Genomic DNA, 20,689 nt, shown 5'->3' on the forward strand with positions numbered 1-20,689 from the left:
CAGCCCAATAACGACGCGGCCTGCGGCCGTCCCACCACCGCAAAAAGCGGTGGGACGGCCGCAGGTCGGTGGGACGGCATAAGCCAGAGGGATGCCCAGGATCAAGCAGCTTCCCCCAAGAGGAAGTGCTCGACCACGATGTGGGCGTCATGCAGGCGCTGGTAGTAGGTGTTGCGGTTGCAGCCGCTCTGCGCCAGACGCGAAGCCAGGCTCGCCTCTGGCTGACAGTAATGCACCTGCACCACGGCCATCAGCTCGGGGTCGAGACGTTTCTTGAGGATCCGCTCGATGTCCAGAGAGGCTTCCAGCGGCACCCTACTCCCGCGTCGGCCGCGCACGAGCTGACCACCGCTTTCCATCATCATCGCGACCATGTTGCCGCCCGAATAGCCGGCAGCAGCGACGTCGCTGTGCAGTTCCTGCGCCCATTGTTTCAGAGCCATATCGATTGCCTTAATCATCGAAGCACGGCTCCTCGAACGCATCCTTTTCCAACACCGACGCCCTACCCCAGTCCTCTGGTTTCTTATAGGCCCAGGGGCGCTGCCGGCTCTTGGTCAACGCGCCCAGCCGGAAACGTCGCCAGCCCAAGCGATGCATGATCGCCCCGACGCGCATCTGCTCCGGCTTGCCCCAATGTCCGGGGTCAAGCTTCAACGCCTGGCTCATCACCTCACTGCCGGTGGCGGTCTCACCGATCTGTGACTCTTCCAGCCAGGTCAGGATCGGCCCTTCCCATTCGTCCACGACAAAGCGCTGATCCTGGGCTTCGGCAAACATCGGGGCTTCATCCGGCGTGACCCACCAGAGGTCGCCTGCCTCGTAACAGAACACCGCCTCGGCCCAGAGCTGGTCGCGGATCTCACGCAGCAATGCCACGTCGACCTTGGTGCAGGCCACCGGCCAGTAACGGCGGTTGCCGGTGGCGTCCTTGAGGTATTCGTCCTGGTTGGTGGTCCCGACGAACACACACTGGCGTGGCACGTCCATGGTTCTGCGGCCGTAGCTTTCGCGGTAGGTGTCGGTCGAGGCTGAGAAGAACTGCTTGGCCTTGGTGCTCTCGGCCTTGTTGAAGCTGTCCAGCTCACCGAGCTCGACGATCCACTTGCCACGGATCGCCTGAAAGCCGTCTTTGTCACCGAGGGCAAACGGCGTGTCCATGAACCACTCGCCGCCGAGCACGCTCATGGCGGTCGACTTACCGGCGCCCTGCGCACCTTCGAGGATCATCACCGAGTCGGCCTTGCAGCCGGGCTTCATCACCCGGGCCACGGCGGAGATCATCCAGCGCTTGCCGACCTTGGCGGTGTAATCACAGGCCGGCACACCCATCACGTCGGTGAGCCAAGCTTCCAGGCGCGGCACACGGTCCCACTCCAGTTTTTTCAGGTACTCGCGCACCGGGTGAAACGCATGGTCATGCGCCACGACGCTCACCGCCTCGATCACGTGCGAGGACTTCACGCGCAGGTTGTACTGCTGCGCAAGCCACTTCATTACGCGCACGTCGTCGATGTCGGCCCACTCGCCGGTACCACCGCCATACGGGGCGGCACGCAGCTTGACGATCTTTGAGCTGAAGGCGCTGTAGCTGATCACCCCGGCCCAGCGCTCATCGTGGGCCAAGATCAGTTCGACGTTCTGCATGTGCGCGATCAGGGCGCCGCTCTCACTGCGGGCGAGCTGATCTTTCCAGCCACCGGCAGCCGGTGGACGCACCACGGCCAGCACCTGACGGCGCACCGCGTCCAAACCTTCGGCGACGTGCAGGTCGTTGAAGTCCGTCCACTTCTCGTGACGCTCGACCGAAAAGATCGGCGAAACGACCTGGGCACCGACGATCAAAGCGGCGTTGCTGGCCTTCTCTTCACCGGGGTTCCAGGCATCGCCGTTGGGCTTGGTGGTCTTCCAGTCGTCATCGCGGCAGATGATCAATGGGCAGCCAGCAAAGCGTTCGCGCATAACCTTGCACACGGCCAGCAGGTTGCCCGCATCAAAGGCCACGGCCACGGCAAGCGACGTCGCCATGTGCAGGCTGGCGCCGGTGGCGTAACCCTCACAGACCAGCACTGGTTCGCCCGGCACCGGATGCGGACCGAGCAGGTGAAAGGTGCCCTCCTTCGCCATCCCGTAAGGCCAGTAGGATTTGTCGCGACCAGTGTCTTCCTGCTTGTTCGGGAAGATCACCTGCAGACCCATGATCTGGTCACGAGCATTGTTCATCGGCACCAGCACGGCGCCGGTGCGCGGCGCATAACGGACCTTGATGCCAACGATCTGCTTGCGGTCCAGGTAGTCGCTGCGTCCGTTGGTCGGCATGCGCTCGAACAAACCCTGCGCCCTTTTCGCGGCCCGCCGCGCAGCGTTATTCGCGATTTCCGCAGCGCGGCGCTTGGCTTCTTCCTGGCGGGCGCGCATCACTTCACGCTCTTCCGGCGACATCCGTCCGGCCTTGACCTTGATCTTCTGCGTCTCACCCGAACGCCAGTCACCGAAGGCGCCGAAGATCAGCGTGTCGCCCTTCTCCGTGCGCTGCTCGTGGACCACGTACCAGCCGTTCTTTTCCTTGCCCTTGTCCTGCGACGTCTTGCAGCGGGTCAGCTTGCCGAACACCAGCGGTTGCGCCGGCTCCAGACCGTAATCGGCGAATTGCCCCAATACCTCATCGAGCATGACGAATCCCCCGCTCAGAGAGGGATTGGCAACTGATGCACTGCGAGCAACCGGGTTGGGCCAGCCGGCGTGCTTCCGGAATCGGATCGTCACAGGCTTCACAGAACAACAAGGAATGGGAAGTGCTTTCGGCCTTGGCAGCGCTGCGCGCGGCCATGGCCTGATCGATGCGTTCCTGCACCAGATCGTTGGCGAAATCAGCGATGTCAGCCACGGTCAGCACCTCGCGTCGTCTGGTTGACGTAGGTGGCGCGGTTGAACAACCCCAACAGCCCTTGAATGCCACGGAACACCTGCAGGCGAATCGCTGCCAGTTCCTGATCGGTGACGACGCCGTCGCCGATGCTCCTGGCCCAGGTCTCGGCCAGATCGGCGACCTGCCGGAAGTATTCGGCAATACCCGTGGTGAGGGTCTCGGGCATGTCGTTGGTGTAGGTGTCGGCCAGTTCCTGCCAGATCGTGTCACCGACCAGCGCATGCACCGCATCGAGAATGCGGCGATCCTTGGTCAGTTCGAGGATCTCGCCGAACTCCTGAATGTTGATGGAGTGACTCGGATGGGTCGGTGACAGTTTGTGCTGCAGCGTGGTCGCGTTGCGGCCGGTGGTGGCCGCGATGGCAGCAGCGCCGCCCGGATAATCACGAGCGGCATGGTAAAGCGCTAAATCGAGCGGCAGGATTTCCCGCTGCGCCCGTTCAAGAGAACTGAGAGCAATTCGGCTCATGGCATTAATCCTAAAAGTTGCCAGTGCCGCGCGACAGACGTTGGTGATACATTTGCCGCGTGGCTTGGTATGGCCCAAACGCCGGCTAGGTTCGTAAGACCAACACCGGCACCGTGCTGGGGCGAACAATCCGTTGTTCACCCCTGGCGCAACAGCTGCCAGCTCTGTGGTAAGAACGGCAGCAACACCAAGGCTTCCGAGCCTTGGAAACGCGATGAAAGTCGGCGGCATGTGGTGTGCTCGCCTTCTGACATCGCGACCCGACTGCATTGTGGTGATGCTGTCGGGAGGAACTGGGCGACCCTTGGGTCGCCTTTTTTCTATGCGGCTTGGGACTCTTCCATTTCCGGAGGAAATACGTCATCAAGACTGCACGGCGCTCCTAACTTATTCAGCGCTCTGACTATGGCTCTGCACTCCGTAAGTCCTGCGATTCGACGTCCTGCTTCGTAATTGCTTATACGTGCCTGAGTCCACCCAAGAGCTACAACGAGTTCCTTTTGCTTGATCCCAGCTTTCTCTCGATGTTCAGCGATCAGATTCATGATGCCCTCCAATTAGCCGCAGCCATCTTAATCACGAATCGTAGATATTTCAACACGCAAAGTGATGATAAATAATTTCATAGCGTGGTAAAAAAAGCACATGAACACACTCGGCGCACGTATTAAGCAATACCGCAAAGCCAAGGGCATGAGCCAACAAGCCCTTGCTTACGCTTGCGGCTGGGAATCCCAGTCTCGGATAGGTAATTACGAGAAAGGGGCTCGCCAGCCCAACCTCCACGACTTGCAAAAGATAGCGACAGCACTGGGAGTGTCTTTTCCAGACTTGGTAGCAGGAAAAAATCGTTCCGACGTCGAGTCGTACTCAGACGCCATTCAAGGTCGGATTCGGTCTGAAGACCGTCTTGTGAGGGACTACGGAAGATCGAAAGACAAAGACCAACCTGTTAGCAGCCTTGTAGGCTGGGCTAAGGATGGAAAGGTGCCTGTGCTATCAAACGCACAGCTGGGGAATGAGGGCTTCTTCGACACGATAGAACCGCCACCTGGTCAAGGTGAAGGCTACCTAAACATACATAGCGATGACCCAGATGCCTATGGCATAAGAGTCATGGGCGATAGCCTAATGCCCCGCATCAAGAATGGCGAGTTTGTGCTTATAGAGCCGAACAAACGCTTCAGTAGCGGTGACGAGGTCATAGTTCGAACGTCCTCCGGCAAAGCCATGATCAAAGAGTTTATTTATCTCCGCGACGGAATGTACCGGTTGGATAGCGTCAATACCGACCACGAAACTCTTCATATAGCAGAACAAGAGGTGGAGGAAATCCATCTCGTAGGCGGAATACTGAAGTCATCACGCTTTCTACACAGTGCCGCGCTATTCTAATCACATTATGTGTTGACACAAACAAGCACACTGCGTGATATTTGCCTCACTCTTTACCACAGAGCGAGGCAATACCTATGCGCACCACCGCAACCTTGCATGTCCATCCGGCATGCGTCAGCAATCGCAAACTGATCGAACAGCTGCAGCTCGCCACGGGCTGTCTGGTCGTCATTCATAACAGCAAACCCAAGCTTGTTTCCAAGTCCTGCCAGCCCTCTCCTATCGATCCGAACGGTGGAGGGCACGCGGCATGATCAAGTACAAGATCGACAACCGCACCCTGCAGTTGCTCAACGCCCAGGTCAACCTGTCCGAAACCTTCAACCACGTGCTGCGCACAGCGCCGAAGCGTGAATGCCTGGCATTCCGTCTCAAGGCTGATCGCGGCACAGTGGAAAGCACTTTTGTCGTCGAGCTGGGCAGCGAACGCCACACGCTGACCCTGCAGAACGACAAGAAGATGCACCACAAACTCGCCGACTTCATCGAAGAGATTGCCAACGGTCCGTTCGACGCGAGCAACTCCAGCGACCTGGTGCATCGCCCGCATGCCGATCGTCAATACGGCCGTTTTGAAGTCCAGGACAAGCAGCGCGTGTTCGAACTGGTGCACACCGGCGGCGTGCTGAGCCTCGACATGGGTTTCGAACTTCCCCTGCATGTGGCGCTGCATCGCACCCATTCACGCCGCGGCGTCACCGCTATCTTGAGCATCGGCAACAAGAGCCCGCATACGCGCTGCTTCACCCTGTACGACCCCGATACCGAGATCTACGCAAGGATCATTGAGTCCATCAACCACCTTGCTGCAGCGGCCACTCCTGCTGCGCATGCTGCTTGAGGATCGGTTTATGGAACGCACCCTAGCCCAAACAGCCGCTCAACTCGGCCTCACTCGCCCCAAACTGATCGCTCTCATGCGGGAAAAAGGTTTGCTCAAGGGAAACCTGCCGGCGGACCCGAAGCGCGACAAAGCGTACCTGCGGGTCAAGGACAGCCCCTGGTATGACGAGAAGTACGGCCTGCAATACAGCCAGTCGACCCGGGTCAAGCAAGCCGGCATCCGCTGGCTGGCCGAGCAGTTGGACATCGATCTTCCTGCCATCCCGGCAGACCGCCGTGACGTGGCCTAGGGAGTACGCCCGCCAGATCGTTGCCATGCGCACACGCGAGGAGCGCAACGCCGCGCTCCTCGAAGTGCCCGAACATCTGCGCGAGCTGACTAAACGCCACTGCCTGAACGCCTGGAACCACCCGGCACGACAACAACGCAAGGAGGCTCGACAAGGCCATGAGTAACGCTGCACAGAATCCGCTTCGCCTGCATCCGGCGCCCGAATCGGCCACCGTCGAACTGCTGTATCGCATCTTCGGTGACGTCCTGATTCCTTTGGAAAAGGTGCGAGAACAGTACTTTCGCAACCTCAACGAGCAGTCGTTCGTGACGGAGATCAACAGCGGCCGGATCCAGCTTCCGATCACCACACTGGACACCAGCCGCAAGGCGCTGAAGTACGCGCACATCCGCCACGTCGCCTCGCTGATCGACATCCGCGCCTACAAGGCCGATGAAGACATGCAGCGACAGCAGGACGGTCAACGCCATGCTGCCCCCACACCACTGACGGCTGTCACCACCAGCCAACGACAATCCCTGGAGCACACCACATGATGACCCCAATACAAATCGGTGCACTCGTCATCCTGATAGTTCTGGCCGCACTGCTGCTCTGGGGCGGTTACATCATGGGCCGCAGCGATGGCCTGGAGACTGGCCTGCGCGAAGGTGAAGATAACCAACGCGCAGCAAGCGCCAAAACTATCCGCGAACTGCAGGCCTCCCTACAGTTCATCCGCGCCGATCACACGCGCCTGGCACAAACCTGCAAACGGCTTGAAGCAGGTCCGCTATTCGGCCCGGTCGAGCACCAGACGCTGGTCGCCATCAGCGAGTTGCTGCGGATCTCCGCCGAGACCTTCAGCGCCTTTCGTACCGGCAAGAAGCTCGAGCGTGATGCTCGGTCCCTGCGCGAACAGGCGCATGCAATGGCTGCGCAGCTGCAACCAGGAATCGAGGGCAGCAACGTCGCACCGCAAGCGCATTCGAAGCGCTCTGTATTTCCTAGCAAGGAGGCAGCATGAACATTCAATTTCTTAGCCATGAGCAGGTCTGCGAGTTGACCGGAGCCAAAACTAAAGCCGGTCAAATTACTGTACTGAAGCGCAATGGCATTCGTCACACCATCAAGCGAAATGGCTGGCCTTGCGTGATTGCCTCGGCGCTAACAGGAGTAACTACAAACGCGCCAGAAACTCCGACGTGGCAGCCACGCTTGGTGGGATAAATGGGACGAAGACCAACAAAGCCGGGGAGCATTCCTCGCCTGCGCGAGAGAAAACGCGGCAACACCACCTATTACCTTTATGACACTGGCGGGAAACCACGCAAGGAAATCCCGCTGGGTACAGATTACGGCCTAGCCATCTTAGAGTACGCAAAGCTCGAAAAAAGCCGCGTCTCTCAAGCTCTGACACAAACCGTACTTACCTTTGCTTACGTAGCCGAGCTTTATATGAATGAGGTGGTTCCCACGAAAGCCCATGCCACCCAGAAGGACAACGCGCGCGAACTGAAAAACCTTCTTCTGTTCTTCAACGACCCACCTGCTCCTCTAGAAGCTATCGAACCGAAACATGTCAGCCAGTACCTTCGTCATCGCGGTAAGACAGCCCCTATTCGTGCGAATCGGGAGAAAGCGTTACTCAGTTCCATCTGGAACTTTGCTCGCGAGAATGGCTATACATCTCTGGCAAATCCTTGCTCAGGCGTGAAGGGCAATAAAGAAACCGGTCGCGACATATATGTCGAAGACGACGTACTTGCCAGAGCCTATCAGCATGCCGATCAACCATTGAGAGATGCTTTGGACCTGTTCTATCTGACAGGTCAGAGGGTCGCAGACACATTGAAGATGGATGAGCGAGACATAAAAGACGGGAAGCTTTCCGTCCAGCAAGGCAAGACTGGGGCTAAACGAAGGATCGAGATTATTGGTGAGCTCAAAATCGTAATCGATCGAATCATGGCGCGAAAGGCTGGACACAAAATCAGATCAACACGCCTGGTAGTAATCGACTCTGGGCAGCCGATGACGACCAGCATGCTCAGAAAAAGGTTCGATGACGCGAGGGAAGCAGCCGGGATTCCAAAAGCAGAATTTCAGATGCGTGACCTAAGAGCAAAAGCGGCAACGGATAAGGAGGAGTCAACAGGGAGCATCCGAGAAGCTCGGGACCAGCTTGGGCATACAACCGTCGGGATGACAGAACAGTACATCCGAATGCGAAAGGGGATGAAGGTAACCCCTACGAAGTGACTGACGGTCACGAATTGCGGAAAAGATTTTTTGATTGCGGAAAAAAGAACTAAGGGCTTGCATGAGATATGTCATGCAAGCCCTTGATATTCATGGTGCCCGAAGCCGGAATCGAACCGGCACGCCCTTACGAGCGGGGGATTTTAAGTCCCATGCGTCTACCAGTTTCGCCATTCGGGCGGTAGCGCGGTGAAGCCGTCAAGAACGATCAAATTAACGATCAATCCTTTTTGGTGCGGTGTAGCAAGGGAAGAAATATATACAGCCCTTCTCCTCTAAGCAAGTTCGCTGACGTCAAATTCAAGACAAAATCTTGCTGCCTACCGAAAATAAAAAAGCTCCGTAAATCAGTGATCTACGGAGCTATTTATAGTGGAGGCCGAGGTCGGAATCGAACCGGCGTAGGTGGATTTGCAATCCATCCACAAAATTAGCTATTTCAATAGCTTAGCAGCTTTACCGTTCCGCAAGCTACTGATTTTTAAAGGTCTGCATCCCACGGGATTCAAGGCGCCCGTTTTGGGTTGCGGAACGGTTTTTTTGCGATATCCCTGACTTACTGCCCACCCAGCCCCTCTGTTTCTTCAAGATCTCATGCGACTACGCTGGAATCACCACGGAGGATTACGATGCCAAATTAAGACCTGTTCCACAGGAGACAAATAGGTACCAAAATGACAATAAGCAATGTTACTCAGCTCGCCGACACACCTTGCTAGTACTTTCCGCTGACCTCAATGAGGCCTCGTGCCCCTAATCCAGACAGTGGAATGAGAAGCTCTGATAAACAGCTTTCGTCAAGCCGCCCATGTCGCGATCCTCTGTGGCAGCGGCGTTACGATGCGCATGTCAGTCCTTTATGATGCAACGGCCAGCTTTCCAGTTGTATTCGGCAGGAACTTGCCAGACATGGTCATCGTGATTGCAGTGACGTTCTGCCAATCGCCCCGCTGAACCGTTAAGGTCCAATTGGTGTATGGCGTCGGCATCATATAGGCAGCGGTATCAGCAAATTTCCAACTACTGATAAATTGCGGTGGCGTGCCGGGATTGTAAAAGTTGCTCATCAATACAGCCTGAGAGACAAAACGCAAATTGCTATTTTCGATCATACTTTCATAACGGCCGGACGTTGCTACCTGGAGTTCGACCTCGCCGACCTGCGTGGCGCCCTCAAGGATGAACGTAACCTCGTCAAGATAGAGCGCAGTGTTGCCCCCTAACTGAGCGGAGAGCCACGCATCGCCAGCGGTGATTGACCATTGTGCTTGTCCGATGCCGTTGTCTTCGATGAACAGCGGGATGTCATCCCGCACGACAGTGTAGCTGATACCGTTAAAATCCTGGCGCGGCCGTAAGGGCTTGCTGGGGTTGCCCGATAGCACATTAACGAGACTGTCGATTGACAGTTGCGCCTGCTGAGCGAGCACCACGTAGTCCATGCTGACGTCGACAGAAATATTGGAATGCTGCAACCACTGATAAAAGAAAGCTGCCCGGTAATTGTCTACCGCCGAAACCAAGGAGCGCTTGACGTCAAGATAGCCACGCTGCAGCATGCCGATCGCCGCTTGCAGTTGTTGATCCTGTTGCGTCAGCATGCTTTCAAGATGCCCCCATTCAGCTTTCGCTTGATAAACTGTTTGCAATTGGGCGAAGGTTGAGACGCCATCGGTAAATAGGTCTAGCAACTTCATTTGCAAGTCGCCGACGGCAGCGCCATAAGTCGCCACGAGCTTAACCGCGGTCAGATAGGCGGCGACCTCAGGGAGATCCATGTGGGGCTGCACAGCCGCCTCGGTCTGGATCACGACGACATTCCAATACGTTACTGGATCAAGGCCACCCGTGCTAAAACTGCTGAGATTGGGGGCTGCCGCGAGTTTACTGGCAAAGTCCGGCGCGTACACTATCTCGGCAGGCGCGTTGGCAATTGCCGTGCCAACGACCTCGTAAAGGGCATTCATCGCGCCGCCAAAGCTCGCAACCGACGCGGCAAGCACTTGCCCGCCTTGTAGGGCTGTGACGGAGGCCGTGCTAGACGGCGCCTGAGCTGCAGCCTGTACACCATCGGCGATGGCCGCTTGCACCGGCACACTGGCGGTGTCTATGATGCTTTTCGTGATTTCGAGCGCCGCTTTCATAATCGCCGTACTGCTTCCAGCCAAAACTTCGGGATCGCCGAGAATCGAGGCGGCGCCGCCGACATAGAGGCTGGCGAGGGTGAACATTGTACTGATCGCGGTTGACACTAGCTCTCGTTGAAACTGATCATTAATTGCGTCAGTGAGCGCCTGTTGTAGTCCGGGCAATGTCGCTGTGATCTGTTGTAGCTGAACCGCCGCATCCAACAGTTGCATCTCCAGCATCCCCGTTTCGTTCGCCAGACTCTGTAGCCGCGTGAGCAACGGCCCAGCAGACTGCTGGTTAATGGCGCCGAGCGTTGCACCAAATTGCGCCAGATCGCGCTCAACATTTTGCCGGGATTGCAAAGCGTCTATTTGGGAGTCGTAGATCTGGGCCAGACCAAGAATGCTGTTCACTTGCACCTGATACAGGTCCGTGGACAAGATCGGCACATAGACCGCACCTGACGCCACGGTCTGTGTCGACACCAGCAACGCCGCCGCGCTGGCCATCATCGACGCGATGTCGGCCCAATCGAGGGCCGGGAAGCTGGCTTGGTTGGCGAGCAGGGCGGCACCGTTGGCCGTGACCCAGCGCAGCATCAGATCCGCAAGCGCATTTGGCCCGGCACCCAACTGATCCGCGAGCACGCCAGCAATAGCACTAGTCAATTGCAGGGAAAGCAGGCACCAAGGCGAATGCATGATGTCGGCGACGCTCACGCTATCGGCCTTGATCGCCAGCGTCATCGGGGCGGACGCATCGAGCGTGAGGATTTGCGGCGATTTCACCCCGCCAAGTACGAATGGTACCGCCGCGCTAGTGCCAAGAGTGACCGATAAGCTACCGATGATCTCCGCGGTCATCAATTGCAATGACGCGCCAGCATCGCTCACGTTCAGCGATGATGAACCGCCGCCGGCGACTTGTACCGAGCGGGCAAAGATGACGACGCCGGTGGCAGAAATCCGTGTAGTGCCCGCAGGAACGGTTAGCGTGTCGACGGCGACCACCAAGACATTGCTCGCCGGCGCCGTGCTCAGAATCGTGCCTAGGTCGAGTTGCAAGCCCGTCGCGACATAGCTGCCCGGCGGCGTAACCGAAATAATAGAGGCCGCCAGCGGCGTGGATTCCAGGAACGCCGCAGCAATGGCGTTCAAATTGTTCCAGCTAGGTTGCCAGCTCGTCATGACTCATCACCCCCGCTCAGTTGGATTGCCTGTTTGGATCGGCCTGCGTGCGGTTGGCATCAACCTTCAATGCTTGCTTTGGTAGTGAAGGTGACCAACCCTGCCTGGTAGAATGTTTCGGCCTTGGACGCGATCAAACTCCAACCAGAGACAGCAATCTTGAAGTTGATTTTGTCCATAAAGGCGCTCCAGTCCTGGACGTCTTGTACCGTTAGGCTTTGCAGTCGCAGGTTGATCTGTGATTCGAACTCGGCCCAACCGCCTGCAAGAGTGCTGACCGCGTTGAGGAATTCGGTGCCGTCAGTCTCGACATCATTAATTGACTTATTGAAATTACCGAGGACGAGGACCAAGGCTGCTTTCTTTTGTTCGTCCTCCTCCAGGCCGGAAACCGTATTGCGCAGATCTTCCATCTGTTTCTTCACCTTGGTGGCTAGAATGCCAAAGGTGGTCGCATCGGCGATCGCAACAACCGGGCCGATGATGGGGATAAGGAATAACAACGGTGCCATGCACGCGGCAACGGTAAAGCCAATATATTCCTTATTGAGGTCATCGATCGTACTGTTCAGCGTGTCCACTTGGGTCTTATCGCTGCCAAGGACGCTCGTCGCATCGGTAAGGATGTTGTTTTCCTGGGTGAGATAGACTTTCAGTGAATCGGTTGGGCCGGTGAGCTGGCCGTTCAGCGTCTCGTAGAAGCTCATGGTCTTGGCTTGGAAGACACCAATCGAAGCATTCAAGCTAGTAGCATAGGAAGAAATCCCGCCCTCGCCTGTGAGCAACTCGCTCAGTTCAGTAATGCGAGTCTGTGGGTCAGGCGTGTTGCCGATATCAGTCAGACCTTCCTGCAGTAGCGACACGATTTGCTGCGCGCTGGTGATTGTTTGGGCGGCAAGCCAGACAGCGTGACCGTAGATCGAGTCAGGCGGGGTGTTCGCCTTCTGGAATGCGGCCAATTGGCTGATCAGCGTCAATGGGTTGCCGTATTGACTTGCGGTCTCCTGGATCTTGCCGAGTAGCGCTAATGCTGAGGTAACTTCAGCCTTGTCGGTGAACGTTCCATAAAGGTTATTAAAGTCGTCGTTTGTCACGGGAAAGGCGATAGCGGCTCTCACCACCGCCTGCATTTTTATCCATGCTGCGGTCTGAAGCGGGAAAGCGTAGTCGCCTGCCCCGGATAGAGGGTTGATGATCTTTGTTAAGAGGGCAGCAGGCGGCTCAATGAACAGATTCATAGTAGTGCTCCGGAGTTGAAAAACTGATTTATGCCAAGGGTGAAAGTTCAGGCTAGGTGTTTTTTGCCAGAGAAAGAATGCGTTGTGTTAACGCACAGGGATCGTCAGCGCCCTGAGCTTGCATAGCCGCCGCAAGTTCAGAAGGATCAAGCTCGCTCGCGAGTGGGATGCCGACATCTTGAAAGACCTTGTTGACGACGACGAAGAAGCTAGATGAAGAACTGATCGAGCCGGCGCTGCTATGGAAAAGATACCCGCTATGATCGCCATGCGAGGTTGGTGAACTGTCTGCGCACAAATAGCTCTGGTTCGTCCCCCGCAAGGCGATGGTCAGCAAGCCTTCTTCGGTCAAGGTCATTGTTTCATCACCACCGATAGCAGTGATCCAATCTGCCGAAAAGGGGGCTTGAACCTGGACTGCATTACTGTAATCCGGACGGACACTCGCATAGAGTGTCATGCCTGAAAAAGGCTGCTGCGGGGACAGACTGACATTCTTGTCACCATCAATCTTGCTGATGACCCAGTAAAATGGGGTCTCGTCGCTCGGGTCGCAATTCAGCGCCGAATACAGCCAGTTGTATTTCACGCGCAAGTTTCCGATATTGTTGAGAGGGACAAGTTGGCCTGAAAGTACAGCGCCGGGATTTGCTGCCTTCAAAGAGCCGCTGAGGGTGATCTGGTTAGCAATCATCTGTTCGTTCCTATTAGGCGGGAGTTGCTGGCATGCTGATCGAAGGCGATTGCACTGCTGTTAAGCGAGTTCCAAGCAGGGATCGCCATTGCGACTGCAGCGCGGACCTGGCCGGCGGTGGCTAAATGTGCGCTCCCGTTCGATAGCGCTTTAAGCTGGGACAAGATGCTTGACCAGCCCCCTTGGAGGTTGGTCAAACCACTGGATAAAGTGTCGAGAGGGCCCGCGATCGACTGCCACTCAGGCGGCAGCGAACTGGCGATTTGTCCGAGCGAGATATCCGCCTGCCGGTTCTCCGAGACAAAGCTGGCGACGTCTGGCGCCAGAGCGACGACATTGTCGTTCACAACATTGGCATGGTCGGCGAATGCCTCAAACTGCACCCGCCACATAAACAACTGTCCAGCAGGCACCGGGGCAGTGTCTGGCAGTGCGGCGACATCACTTTGGATTTTCAACAGCACGGGCGGCACAGTAGCGGCGAAGACTCCAACCAGCACTGCATTTGAGATCAACGCCGGGTATGTCTTGGGCCGCCATTTGACACAGACTGGCAGTAATGTTGGATAGTTCGGAATGAATTTGATGATTTGCTGGGCGATTTGCCGGGCCTCGACGACCACGGCGGCTTGGCTATTGAAGGCATTCCATTGATCTAACGATATCTCGTATATCGCACCCGCATCGTTCGGCAAGGGGAAGACGCAATCATCTATCGAATTGGGCATCAGAACGCTCCAGGATATTTTACCTACATGGCATAACTCGCCATTGTCTGTTCTCAATCCGGGATAACGTTCACCTCACACCGTCGCCTGTCAGCCACCAACGAACCGAAACCTCTCTCCATGACGTTACCAATTATTGCGCCTCCGACGGCGAGCGCTCCTTGGTGTGCCGCGTAGATGGCGTGGTTAGCCACAGCTGCCACGCCTTCCTGCGTAGACTTAACTGTATCCATAGTGCTTTGGCTCCATGCTCGTACTGGATAATGGGTGTAGACGAATCCAACGTTAGCCTAGATTCTCAGAATTGCAATCGGGGATAAGAACGGTCCGGCCCAATAAATCATTTAGTCGCCACAGAACCGAGGCTCCAGCCATGAACGGACCAGACGCATCACCGACGTGATAGTTGGGCCTGTAGACAAACATTCTGCAGAAGAACGACTTCATCTTCATTTCGTTGGTGCTGTTTGTGTTTGGCTCAGAACTTACGTAGGCAGTTCGCAACAACAGGTGCTAGTCTCGCCGCGCTTCGTGCACGGAGTAAGAGCCTTGGCTGGACTTGCAGGGACAATCTGCAGGGACGGGGGCCGGGTTGGATGTTGACGCATCCACCCCGGCCGCTCTTTTTTTACTCCGGTGTTGAGACTTCTTTGGCATAGGCCTGACAGGCTCCGAGGGCGATCAGTCCCGTGTCGCCAATATCGGTGGCGTCGATATTTTGTTGGCCATACGACAACCAACTTGAACTCTTACGCGAATCAAGCCTTCCGTCGAGGGTTACAGGAAACCTCGGCCCTCAGTTGGAATGCTCCCTTAATTCGGCCCAACAACTCCCGCAGACTGAAACAGTTTGCAACATCTCTCCGCGATCGCGATCTTGCGTAGACCCCCACTATCAAGAATGATACGCAATCTCGATAGTCGATTATCTATTGAGCCTATGAAAATGCACCAACAATTTCATTCATTCTATTTCTTAATAAGGAAAGTTTGATTTCAATGCCAGTAATCGCGGCATTATTGCAGAGACCGCAACAACCTTGGGGGCAGCCTTTGACGGAACGGCATTTGAGATAGACATTTACGAAACTCACCAAATCAACGCTGGTCGGCGTTGGTAATGTTTCGTTAGATTGATAACTACAACACCAAGCCCCTTGGAACATACATGAACAGAACAGATAAAATAATCGCAATCTCATACCCACTGATTTTGCTTGCCATCACAATCGCATGCACAGGTGCATTATTAAGTAACTATTCATCAGGCAAATACAGCAGCGAAGCTGATTCTTTGATTATACCGCTATCAGCAATAGCCATCACATTGCTGGCCCAGGTATTCCTATACGCCTTGCAGCTACCTTATTACACCCACCGCCCTTCACAATCCGGCAGAGGTTTGGTCAAGAAAACTGTTGCTATAGTAGCAACAGCAATATCATTAACAACTTTCGGCTGGATCATCAAGTTCTGGAGCGGAGCCACCAACTTAAACATACAACTCCTGTATATCTCAGCAGCCATTATTTTTGCTGGATTCCAATACAGGCTGTACCAGAAAAAATAACAATCCCCCTAAATTATAATACGACCCTCGGATAGACTTCCATCTTATCAAAGTGCCGCTTTACTTGTTTTTTGAGACTTCCATGGCATAGGCCTGACAGGCAGCCAGGGCGATCAATCCTTGGTCGCCGGCATCGGTGATGCCGATAATTCGTTGAGCATGCGCTGGGTCAAGTTGGGCTCTTGCGGCTCCATGAACCACGCCGCTGGTTGTGGTGGCGGCTGACACTGCGGTGCCGCTGGTTGAATCGGTGGCGTCGAGTAGGACTGACAGGCGCAAATCAGCAGTGGCAAGGCGATCGCGCGAGCGACCCTGATCACGCTGGACATCGCTCAAGACTCGATAATGGGTTTGTTCACTGGCTGAAAGCCGCTGTTCGAGTGCCAGGCGCTTGTCCTGCTCAATACGCTGTTGCGTGGCCGACGCCTGGGCCAGTTGGTTGAGAGTGTCGGCCTGCAGGCGGGCTTGTTGCTCAAGCTGCCGGCCGTAACGCCAGTCCTGAACCCTCCAGGCCGACGCAGCAGAACCACCAACCAATGCGGCCAGCAGCACGCCAATGGCTAACAACCGATAAGGCGCAGAAATCAAGTCGACGACACGCATAGCACTGCCCTCGCCCGCCCCCACAACTCCAGCCGATCCGGCAAGCCGGGACCAGCCGCCACGGATGATCCGCCGCACCCGCAAGAGAAAGAACGGCAGCACCTGGGTGGGCTACTACAACGGCCGGGACGCCGACGGTAACCGAGTGGAGATCCCGCTCGGCGGCGACCTCGATGAGGCCAAGGTCGAATGGGCGCGCCTGGATCGCAAAGCCACACCCAAGCCTGCCCACCTGATGGGCAGGCTATTCGACGACTACGAAGAAAAGGTCATCCCAGGACTGAAGTCCGGCACCCAAAAGGACTACTTGAAAGGCCTCAAACAACTACGCAACGCGTTCGGATCAGCCCCCGTCGACGCAGTCACCCCACAAGTGATCGCCCAGTATCGCGACGCACGGACAGCAAAGGTGCACGCCAACCGCGAAATCGCCCTCCTCTCCACCATATTCACCTTTGCCCGCGAATGGGGCCTCACCGAAAAGACCAACCCCTGCGCTCGCCTGCGCAGGAACAAAGAGACACCCCGCGATTTCTACGCTGGCCAAATCGTTTTGGATGCCGTGTACGCAGAGGCACCGCACGAGCTGAAAGACGCCATGGACCTGGCCTACCTGACCGGCCAGCGCCCCGCCGATGTGCTCAAAGCGTCGACTGCCGACCTCAACAACGGATTCCTGATGGTGGGCCAGGGCAAGACCGAGAAACGCCTGCGCATCCGCCTACACGACGGGACAGATGCATCAAACCTCAGCATCTTCCTCGATGCCCTGCTCGAGCGAAAAGCCATGGCCGGCATCAGAAGTTCAAGTCTAATCACCAACCAGGCGGGCCTGCGAATGAGTTACGCCATGCTGAGGAATCGATGGGATGAAGCCCGAGAAAAAGCAGCCACGAAGGCCGCAGCGGAAGGTGATGTAACGCTTGCCGCCGCAATCCGCCAGTTCCAGTTTCGCGATATTCGGCCAAAGGCAGCGAGTGAGATCGACGACATTGGTCATGCCAGTCGACTGCTCGGGCACTCGACGCAGGAAATGACGAAAAAAGTTTATCGTCGCGTGGGCGAAATCGTGCGACCCACAAAATAACTACGGGTCGCAAAGGGTCGCCACCGGCTATCCCTGAAAGGCACGAATCAACCCGAAGTGGACTTTCACCAATCAAGCAATTCGATCATCCGCCCGAAAAACTTCACCCCAAGCCGTAGAACTTACCTAGCGCGGTCGCCAGCAGTGTTCCTGCTGTCGCCACACCGACTTCCCAGCCACCCGAGGCTGCCAAGGTTACCATTTTGCCCATCCAGGCGCTGACACGCGGGCCAAAACCTTTGTCGGAACGAGGTTCTGGATCTTCCTGCACAGCGATTTCAAGCTCACGAATTTGGTCTTCATTGAGGCCTTTAGTAGTCAGATAGCGGGCCAATGATGAGAAATCAGACGGCGTGATTGTTTGGGTGTTGGTCTGGGTGACCGAGCTGTCTTGCACATTGCCCAGGATGCCTTGGAAATTTTCAATGCGGATGTTCTGACTTTGCATGGCCGTTTTCTTTTCGCTGGCGGAGAAGGAGAGCCCATCACCCAAAATCCCTTCACTCTCTAGAGATAGTGCCCACTCCAAGATACGGGTTCGGACGGTGTTGAGAATGGCTAACAGTTTATTGGCACCTACGACGCGTACTGGGCGAAGGGGCACAATGCTCTGTTGTAACGACATCAACATCCGCTCTTGGTCTGGAGTGAAGAAGGACACAATATGCCCTTGTTCTGGACCAGTTATAAGTTGATGAATTGACGCCACTGACTCGGTGATGTTGATTTCCGTGACCCTATCGTGCAACTGCTGTGGCACTAGGAAAGGCTGCAGTCCATGGTAAGGATTTTGCACCTGTAACTGACCGTGGATGACACGATAGTCAGGAAGCATCTCTCGCGATTTACCCGAATAGCCGTTGAGCTCGGCCATAATCCAGTCGCGAAACTCAGACAAGCCAAGCTTGGTCGCCACCATTAGCGACTTACGCAGCAACTCGCTGATGTCGTGGTCGCTACTCGACGCCAGTTCTTGAAGCTGCATATACGATAGGCCGAGACATACTGCGGCATTTCCCTCTGCGTGCAAGGGCGGCCCTTGCTATCGATTGATCACCGCCTGAAGCCGAGCATATCAGTGTGAATAGCCGCAAGGCATCATTCTAATTTCGGCACGAGACTGACAGGAAAGATCTTGGGCCAGTAATTCGTGCTGTCATTGGTATGGTTGCTCCGTCGATCCTCGATTCCAGCAATTCGTTGCGGTTGAATCCACACCCCAGAGCTGCCATTCGCTGACTCAGCCGCTCAGCGGCCACCATTATCTTGTGTAATCGACTTAATGGGTCTCAAAAGAATTCCACTGATGGGTGTCTAGATCTACCGCGCAGTATGGCTCAAAAACATACAGTTCAAGAGCATTCTCGATGGCTATAGCCGCAACTTGTAAGGAGCGTAAATAGACTTGCGCCTCCATGAATGAAGTGCCAAACAAAGGGTCTTCCATTGCCTCGGAGCGCGTTAGTTTAGCTATAGTCCGATCAGGATGCTTCGCCATAGCGATGCGAAATGCCAAGCTTGCATCGAAATGCGTCTTGCCGAAGACGTGCTGCCGAAGGCGACCAATCACGCCTCTAGAAATGCCAACATAAATGGGAGAGTCTTTGTCTAGTAGAACGTAGCAGCCTGAGAAGTCCTGAGGTAGCCCGAAATTCTTGAGCAGTGTTTTAACACCTACACCTGGCTCTGCAAATACCTCCATCTCCCTCGGATCAGCCAAAGAGACCCGCATTCGGCTCATATGCGCCGGCAAGACAGTTGCAGCAAGCTCTTCAAATGTGTGCGGACATTCGTGTAATGGCATTGGGTAATGACTGGCGATATGTGGTGGGCGTCAAAGGTAGCGCGAAGAGCTGATTCTAGACAACCGATGCGGTGGAGGTGTCCTGGAGTACTTGAGCTGAAACGACGAATGACGGCCGATTGCAGCCTGCCATCACTCCGTTCACAGGTGCTCCCATCGTTCGCAGTTGCGGAACAATGCCCGAAAATTGCGGAACACCTCATTTTCCTGAAGGCAATAAAAAACCCCGTAACTCGTTGAGCTACGGGGTTTTTAAGAGTGGAGGCCGAGGTCGGAATCGAACCGGCGTAGGTGGATTTGCAATCCACTGCATAACCATTTTGCTACTCGGCCTCAAACGTCCGATGCCTTAAAAACAACATCAAACGCATACAAACTGGAGAGGGAAACTGGATTGTTATCTATTTCCAACCCTTTGATATCTAAAGGGTTTTTCTCGTTCCTGAATCAGGAATGGACGCAATTCTGGACGTGTTCGCCGGGCATGTCAAGGACGGGGAGAAAAAAATTCTATGCACGCTATCGAATGCGCTCTGCAACCCACCGATGGCGTTCCAGGGCAATGTGTCCATGAGCATGACTACTGGATATTTCGCCATTCATACCTACGCTGATTCGCAAGAGGTCCAGGTTTCGGGCGGACTGCGATTGGGCCTGACTTGAGACTGTCACGAACGTGAATGAGAAACTCAGCGTGAACCAGACCATCACCAGGTGCCTGGCGGCCTGAGCTATTTACAAGGCGACCTGAATAAAATGTCTCAACCCATGGAGTAAAAATATGAACCTGTCCAGAAAGTTGCTTGTCGGTGTTGCCTTGACCAGCCTGCTGCTCAGCGGTTGCACTTCAAAAATTACCGAAAAAGAACAGTACTCAGGGTTTCTTTCCAACTACAACAACCTGCAAGAAGTGACCACCCCCAGCGGCGAGACAGCCATGCGTTGGGTCACCCCGTCCTGGAACCCGAAAGCCTATGACACCGTAGCCTTCAAGCAACTGGAACTGTACCCGGCGCCCAAGCCCAATGAACGGGTCAACCGTCAGACCCTGGACCAGTTGCAAACCTACATGACGGATAACGCCAAAAGCGTACTGAGCCAGAAGTACCGCGTGGTGCCCAATGTTCAGTCGGCCCCTGCCGGTTCGCGAGTCCTGGTCATAAGGGCCGCGATTACCGGGGTCAGCGCGTCCAACGAAGGCATGAAATGGTATGAGGTGGTTCCGGTCGCTGCCGTGGTCGGCGCGACTCAGGCGGCCAGCGGCCACCGCGACCAAGACACCGAGCTGTACCTCGAAGCCGAGATGGTTGACGCGAGCAATGGCCAAACCGTGGCCAAAGTCGTACGCAAGGTCTTTGGTAAACAGTTGAAGAATGCAAGCCAGCAGGTTACCGCCAACGACTTCAAAGCAGCGATCCAGAAACTGAACAGCGACTTGCAGGCATTTCTGCGATAACAACAGGGTACAGGGCCGA

The 20,689-nt window shown here is 55.6% G+C and carries 25 protein-coding genes, 2 tRNA genes and 1 pseudogene; 13 read left to right on the forward strand and 15 right to left on the reverse strand.

Going from position 1 to position 20,689, the window contains the following annotated elements; all coding sequences use genetic code 11:
• Window positions 1-101: 101 nt before the first annotated feature.
• The 5 genes from BLL42_RS02415 to BLL42_RS02435 form a co-directional block, all read right to left on the reverse strand.
• The gene (locus tag BLL42_RS02415) at window positions 102-461 is read right to left on the reverse strand and encodes a PA0613 family protein (protein ID WP_071550630.1); all 360 of its coding nucleotides are present in this window, start codon (window positions 459-461) and stop codon (window positions 102-104) included.
• A complete protein-coding gene (locus tag BLL42_RS02420; RefSeq protein WP_071550631.1) occupies window positions 454-2,673 on the reverse strand; it encodes a VapE domain-containing protein in 2,220 nt (739 codons plus the stop codon). Before BLL42_RS02420 ends, BLL42_RS02415 begins: the two co-directional genes overlap by 8 nt.
• Window positions 2,663-2,887 carry a TraR/DksA family transcriptional regulator gene (locus BLL42_RS02425; protein ID WP_071555678.1) on the reverse strand — a complete coding sequence of 75 codons (225 nt, stop codon included), beginning with the start codon at window positions 2,885-2,887 and terminating at the stop codon, window positions 2,663-2,665. Before BLL42_RS02425 ends, BLL42_RS02420 begins: the two co-directional genes overlap by 11 nt.
• On the reverse strand, window positions 2,880-3,398 hold the full coding sequence (locus BLL42_RS02430; protein WP_071550632.1) for a phage regulatory CII family protein: 519 nt from the start codon (window positions 3,396-3,398) through the stop codon (window positions 2,880-2,882). Before BLL42_RS02430 ends, BLL42_RS02425 begins: the two co-directional genes overlap by 8 nt.
• A 320-nt stretch (window positions 3,399-3,718) precedes the next feature.
• Window positions 3,719-3,943 (reverse strand): helix-turn-helix transcriptional regulator, encoded by a 225-nt coding sequence (locus BLL42_RS02435; RefSeq protein ID WP_045123078.1) that lies wholly within the window; start codon window positions 3,941-3,943, stop codon window positions 3,719-3,721.
• Window positions 3,944-4,043: 100 nt separating this feature from the next.
• Here BLL42_RS02435 and BLL42_RS02440 point away from each other — a divergent pair, with 100 nt between their 5' ends.
• The 9 genes from BLL42_RS02440 (at window position 4,044) to BLL42_RS02475 (ending at window position 8,173) form a co-directional block, all read left to right on the forward strand.
• Window positions 4,044-4,793 (forward strand): XRE family transcriptional regulator, encoded by a 750-nt coding sequence (locus BLL42_RS02440; protein ID WP_071550633.1) that lies wholly within the window; start codon window positions 4,044-4,046, stop codon window positions 4,791-4,793.
• Window positions 4,794-4,870: 77 nt separating this feature from the next.
• Window positions 4,871-5,050 carry a hypothetical protein gene (locus BLL42_RS02445; RefSeq protein ID WP_071550634.1) on the forward strand — a complete coding sequence of 60 codons (180 nt, stop codon included), beginning with the start codon at window positions 4,871-4,873 and terminating at the stop codon, window positions 5,048-5,050.
• Complete coding sequence (locus tag BLL42_RS02450) at window positions 5,047-5,637, forward strand: hypothetical protein (RefSeq protein WP_071550635.1); 591 nt, start codon at window positions 5,047-5,049, stop codon at window positions 5,635-5,637. Before BLL42_RS02445 ends, BLL42_RS02450 begins: the two co-directional genes overlap by 4 nt.
• Before the next feature lie 10 nt (window positions 5,638-5,647).
• The gene (locus tag BLL42_RS02455; RefSeq protein ID WP_071550636.1) at window positions 5,648-5,929 is read left to right on the forward strand and encodes a phage antirepressor KilAC domain-containing protein; all 282 of its coding nucleotides are present in this window, start codon (window positions 5,648-5,650) and stop codon (window positions 5,927-5,929) included.
• Between the two features lie 25 nt (window positions 5,930-5,954).
• Window positions 5,955-6,095, forward strand: a complete 141-nt coding sequence (locus BLL42_RS30175; protein ID WP_167368525.1) for a hypothetical protein — start codon at window positions 5,955-5,957, stop codon at window positions 6,093-6,095.
• Window positions 6,088-6,468: a pyocin activator PrtN family protein gene (locus BLL42_RS02460; RefSeq protein ID WP_071550637.1), complete on the forward strand. Its 381-nt coding sequence runs from the start codon at window positions 6,088-6,090 to the stop codon at window positions 6,466-6,468. The genes BLL42_RS30175 and BLL42_RS02460 overlap by 8 nt, the downstream gene beginning before the upstream one ends.
• On the forward strand, window positions 6,465-6,938 hold the full coding sequence (locus BLL42_RS02465; protein ID WP_071550638.1) for a hypothetical protein: 474 nt from the start codon (window positions 6,465-6,467) through the stop codon (window positions 6,936-6,938). Before BLL42_RS02460 ends, BLL42_RS02465 begins: the two co-directional genes overlap by 4 nt.
• Complete coding sequence (locus tag BLL42_RS02470; RefSeq protein ID WP_071550639.1) at window positions 6,935-7,141, forward strand: DUF4224 domain-containing protein; 207 nt, start codon at window positions 6,935-6,937, stop codon at window positions 7,139-7,141. Before BLL42_RS02465 ends, BLL42_RS02470 begins: the two co-directional genes overlap by 4 nt.
• Window positions 7,142-8,173: a site-specific integrase gene (locus BLL42_RS02475; RefSeq protein WP_071550640.1), complete on the forward strand. Its 1,032-nt coding sequence runs from the start codon at window positions 7,142-7,144 to the stop codon at window positions 8,171-8,173. It begins immediately after the preceding gene.
• A gap of 93 nt (window positions 8,174-8,266) precedes the next feature.
• Here the strand turns inward: BLL42_RS02475 and BLL42_RS02480 are convergent.
• The 6 genes and pseudogenes from BLL42_RS02480 to BLL42_RS30380 all read right to left on the reverse strand — a co-directional run.
• A tRNA-Leu gene (locus BLL42_RS02480) sits at window positions 8,267-8,353 on the reverse strand.
• Window positions 8,354-9,030: 677 nt separating this feature from the next.
• Entirely contained in the window at window positions 9,031-11,490 is a 2,460-nt protein-coding gene (locus tag BLL42_RS02485) for a hypothetical protein (RefSeq protein WP_071550641.1), read from the reverse strand.
• Between the two features lie 59 nt (window positions 11,491-11,549).
• Window positions 11,550-12,728, reverse strand: coding sequence for a hypothetical protein (locus tag BLL42_RS02490; RefSeq protein WP_071550642.1), 1,179 nt, complete (start codon window positions 12,726-12,728; stop codon window positions 11,550-11,552).
• Between the two features lie 52 nt (window positions 12,729-12,780).
• Window positions 12,781-13,422 (reverse strand): hypothetical protein, encoded by a 642-nt coding sequence (locus BLL42_RS02495; protein ID WP_071550643.1) that lies wholly within the window; start codon window positions 13,420-13,422, stop codon window positions 12,781-12,783.
• Window positions 13,419-14,150 (reverse strand): hypothetical protein, encoded by a 732-nt coding sequence (locus BLL42_RS02500; RefSeq protein WP_071550644.1) that lies wholly within the window; start codon window positions 14,148-14,150, stop codon window positions 13,419-13,421. The genes BLL42_RS02495 and BLL42_RS02500 overlap by 4 nt, the downstream gene beginning before the upstream one ends.
• A gap of 628 nt (window positions 14,151-14,778) precedes the next feature.
• A pseudogene (locus BLL42_RS30380) lies at window positions 14,779-14,865 on the reverse strand (lysis protein); the annotation flags it as partial.
• Between the two features lie 453 nt (window positions 14,866-15,318).
• On the opposite strand from BLL42_RS30380, the gene BLL42_RS02510 reads away from it, so the two are divergent.
• Window positions 15,319-15,720: a hypothetical protein gene (locus BLL42_RS02510; RefSeq protein ID WP_071550646.1), complete on the forward strand. Its 402-nt coding sequence runs from the start codon at window positions 15,319-15,321 to the stop codon at window positions 15,718-15,720.
• Window positions 15,721-15,780: 60 nt separating this feature from the next.
• Here BLL42_RS02510 and BLL42_RS02515 read toward each other — a convergent pair whose 3' ends face one another.
• Window positions 15,781-16,323, reverse strand: coding sequence for a lysis protein (locus BLL42_RS02515; protein WP_071550647.1), 543 nt, complete (start codon window positions 16,321-16,323; stop codon window positions 15,781-15,783).
• A 64-nt stretch (window positions 16,324-16,387) separates the two neighbouring features.
• Here BLL42_RS02515 and BLL42_RS02520 point away from each other — a divergent pair, with 64 nt between their 5' ends.
• Window positions 16,388-17,410 (forward strand): site-specific integrase, encoded by a 1,023-nt coding sequence (locus BLL42_RS02520; protein WP_071550648.1) that lies wholly within the window; start codon window positions 16,388-16,390, stop codon window positions 17,408-17,410.
• A gap of 103 nt (window positions 17,411-17,513) precedes the next feature.
• On the opposite strand, the gene BLL42_RS02525 is transcribed toward BLL42_RS02520, so the two are convergent.
• The 3 genes from BLL42_RS02525 to BLL42_RS02535 all read right to left on the reverse strand — a co-directional run bounded on the left by BLL42_RS02525 (window position 17,514) and on the right by BLL42_RS02535 (window position 19,547).
• The gene (locus BLL42_RS02525; protein ID WP_071550649.1) at window positions 17,514-18,395 is read right to left on the reverse strand and encodes an AbiTii domain-containing protein; all 882 of its coding nucleotides are present in this window, start codon (window positions 18,393-18,395) and stop codon (window positions 17,514-17,516) included.
• A 294-nt stretch (window positions 18,396-18,689) separates the two neighbouring features.
• Window positions 18,690-19,214, reverse strand: coding sequence for a GIY-YIG nuclease family protein (locus BLL42_RS02530; protein ID WP_071550650.1), 525 nt, complete (start codon window positions 19,212-19,214; stop codon window positions 18,690-18,692).
• Window positions 19,215-19,473: 259 nt separating this feature from the next.
• Window positions 19,474-19,547 (reverse strand) — tRNA-Cys (locus tag BLL42_RS02535).
• A 120-nt stretch (window positions 19,548-19,667) separates the two neighbouring features.
• On the opposite strand from BLL42_RS02535, the gene BLL42_RS02540 reads away from it, so the two are divergent.
• Together BLL42_RS02540 and BLL42_RS02545 are read left to right on the forward strand one after the other, a co-directional pair.
• Window positions 19,668-19,877 (forward strand): hypothetical protein, encoded by a 210-nt coding sequence (locus BLL42_RS02540; protein WP_071550651.1) that lies wholly within the window; start codon window positions 19,668-19,670, stop codon window positions 19,875-19,877.
• A gap of 118 nt (window positions 19,878-19,995) precedes the next feature.
• On the forward strand, window positions 19,996-20,670 hold the full coding sequence (locus BLL42_RS02545) for a DUF3313 domain-containing protein (RefSeq protein WP_071550652.1): 675 nt from the start codon (window positions 19,996-19,998) through the stop codon (window positions 20,668-20,670).
• Window positions 20,671-20,689: the final 19 nt, after the last annotated feature.

The organism is Pseudomonas frederiksbergensis (assembly GCF_001874645.1).
Lineage (GTDB): Bacteria > Pseudomonadota > Gammaproteobacteria > Pseudomonadales > Pseudomonadaceae > Aquipseudomonas > Aquipseudomonas frederiksbergensis_B.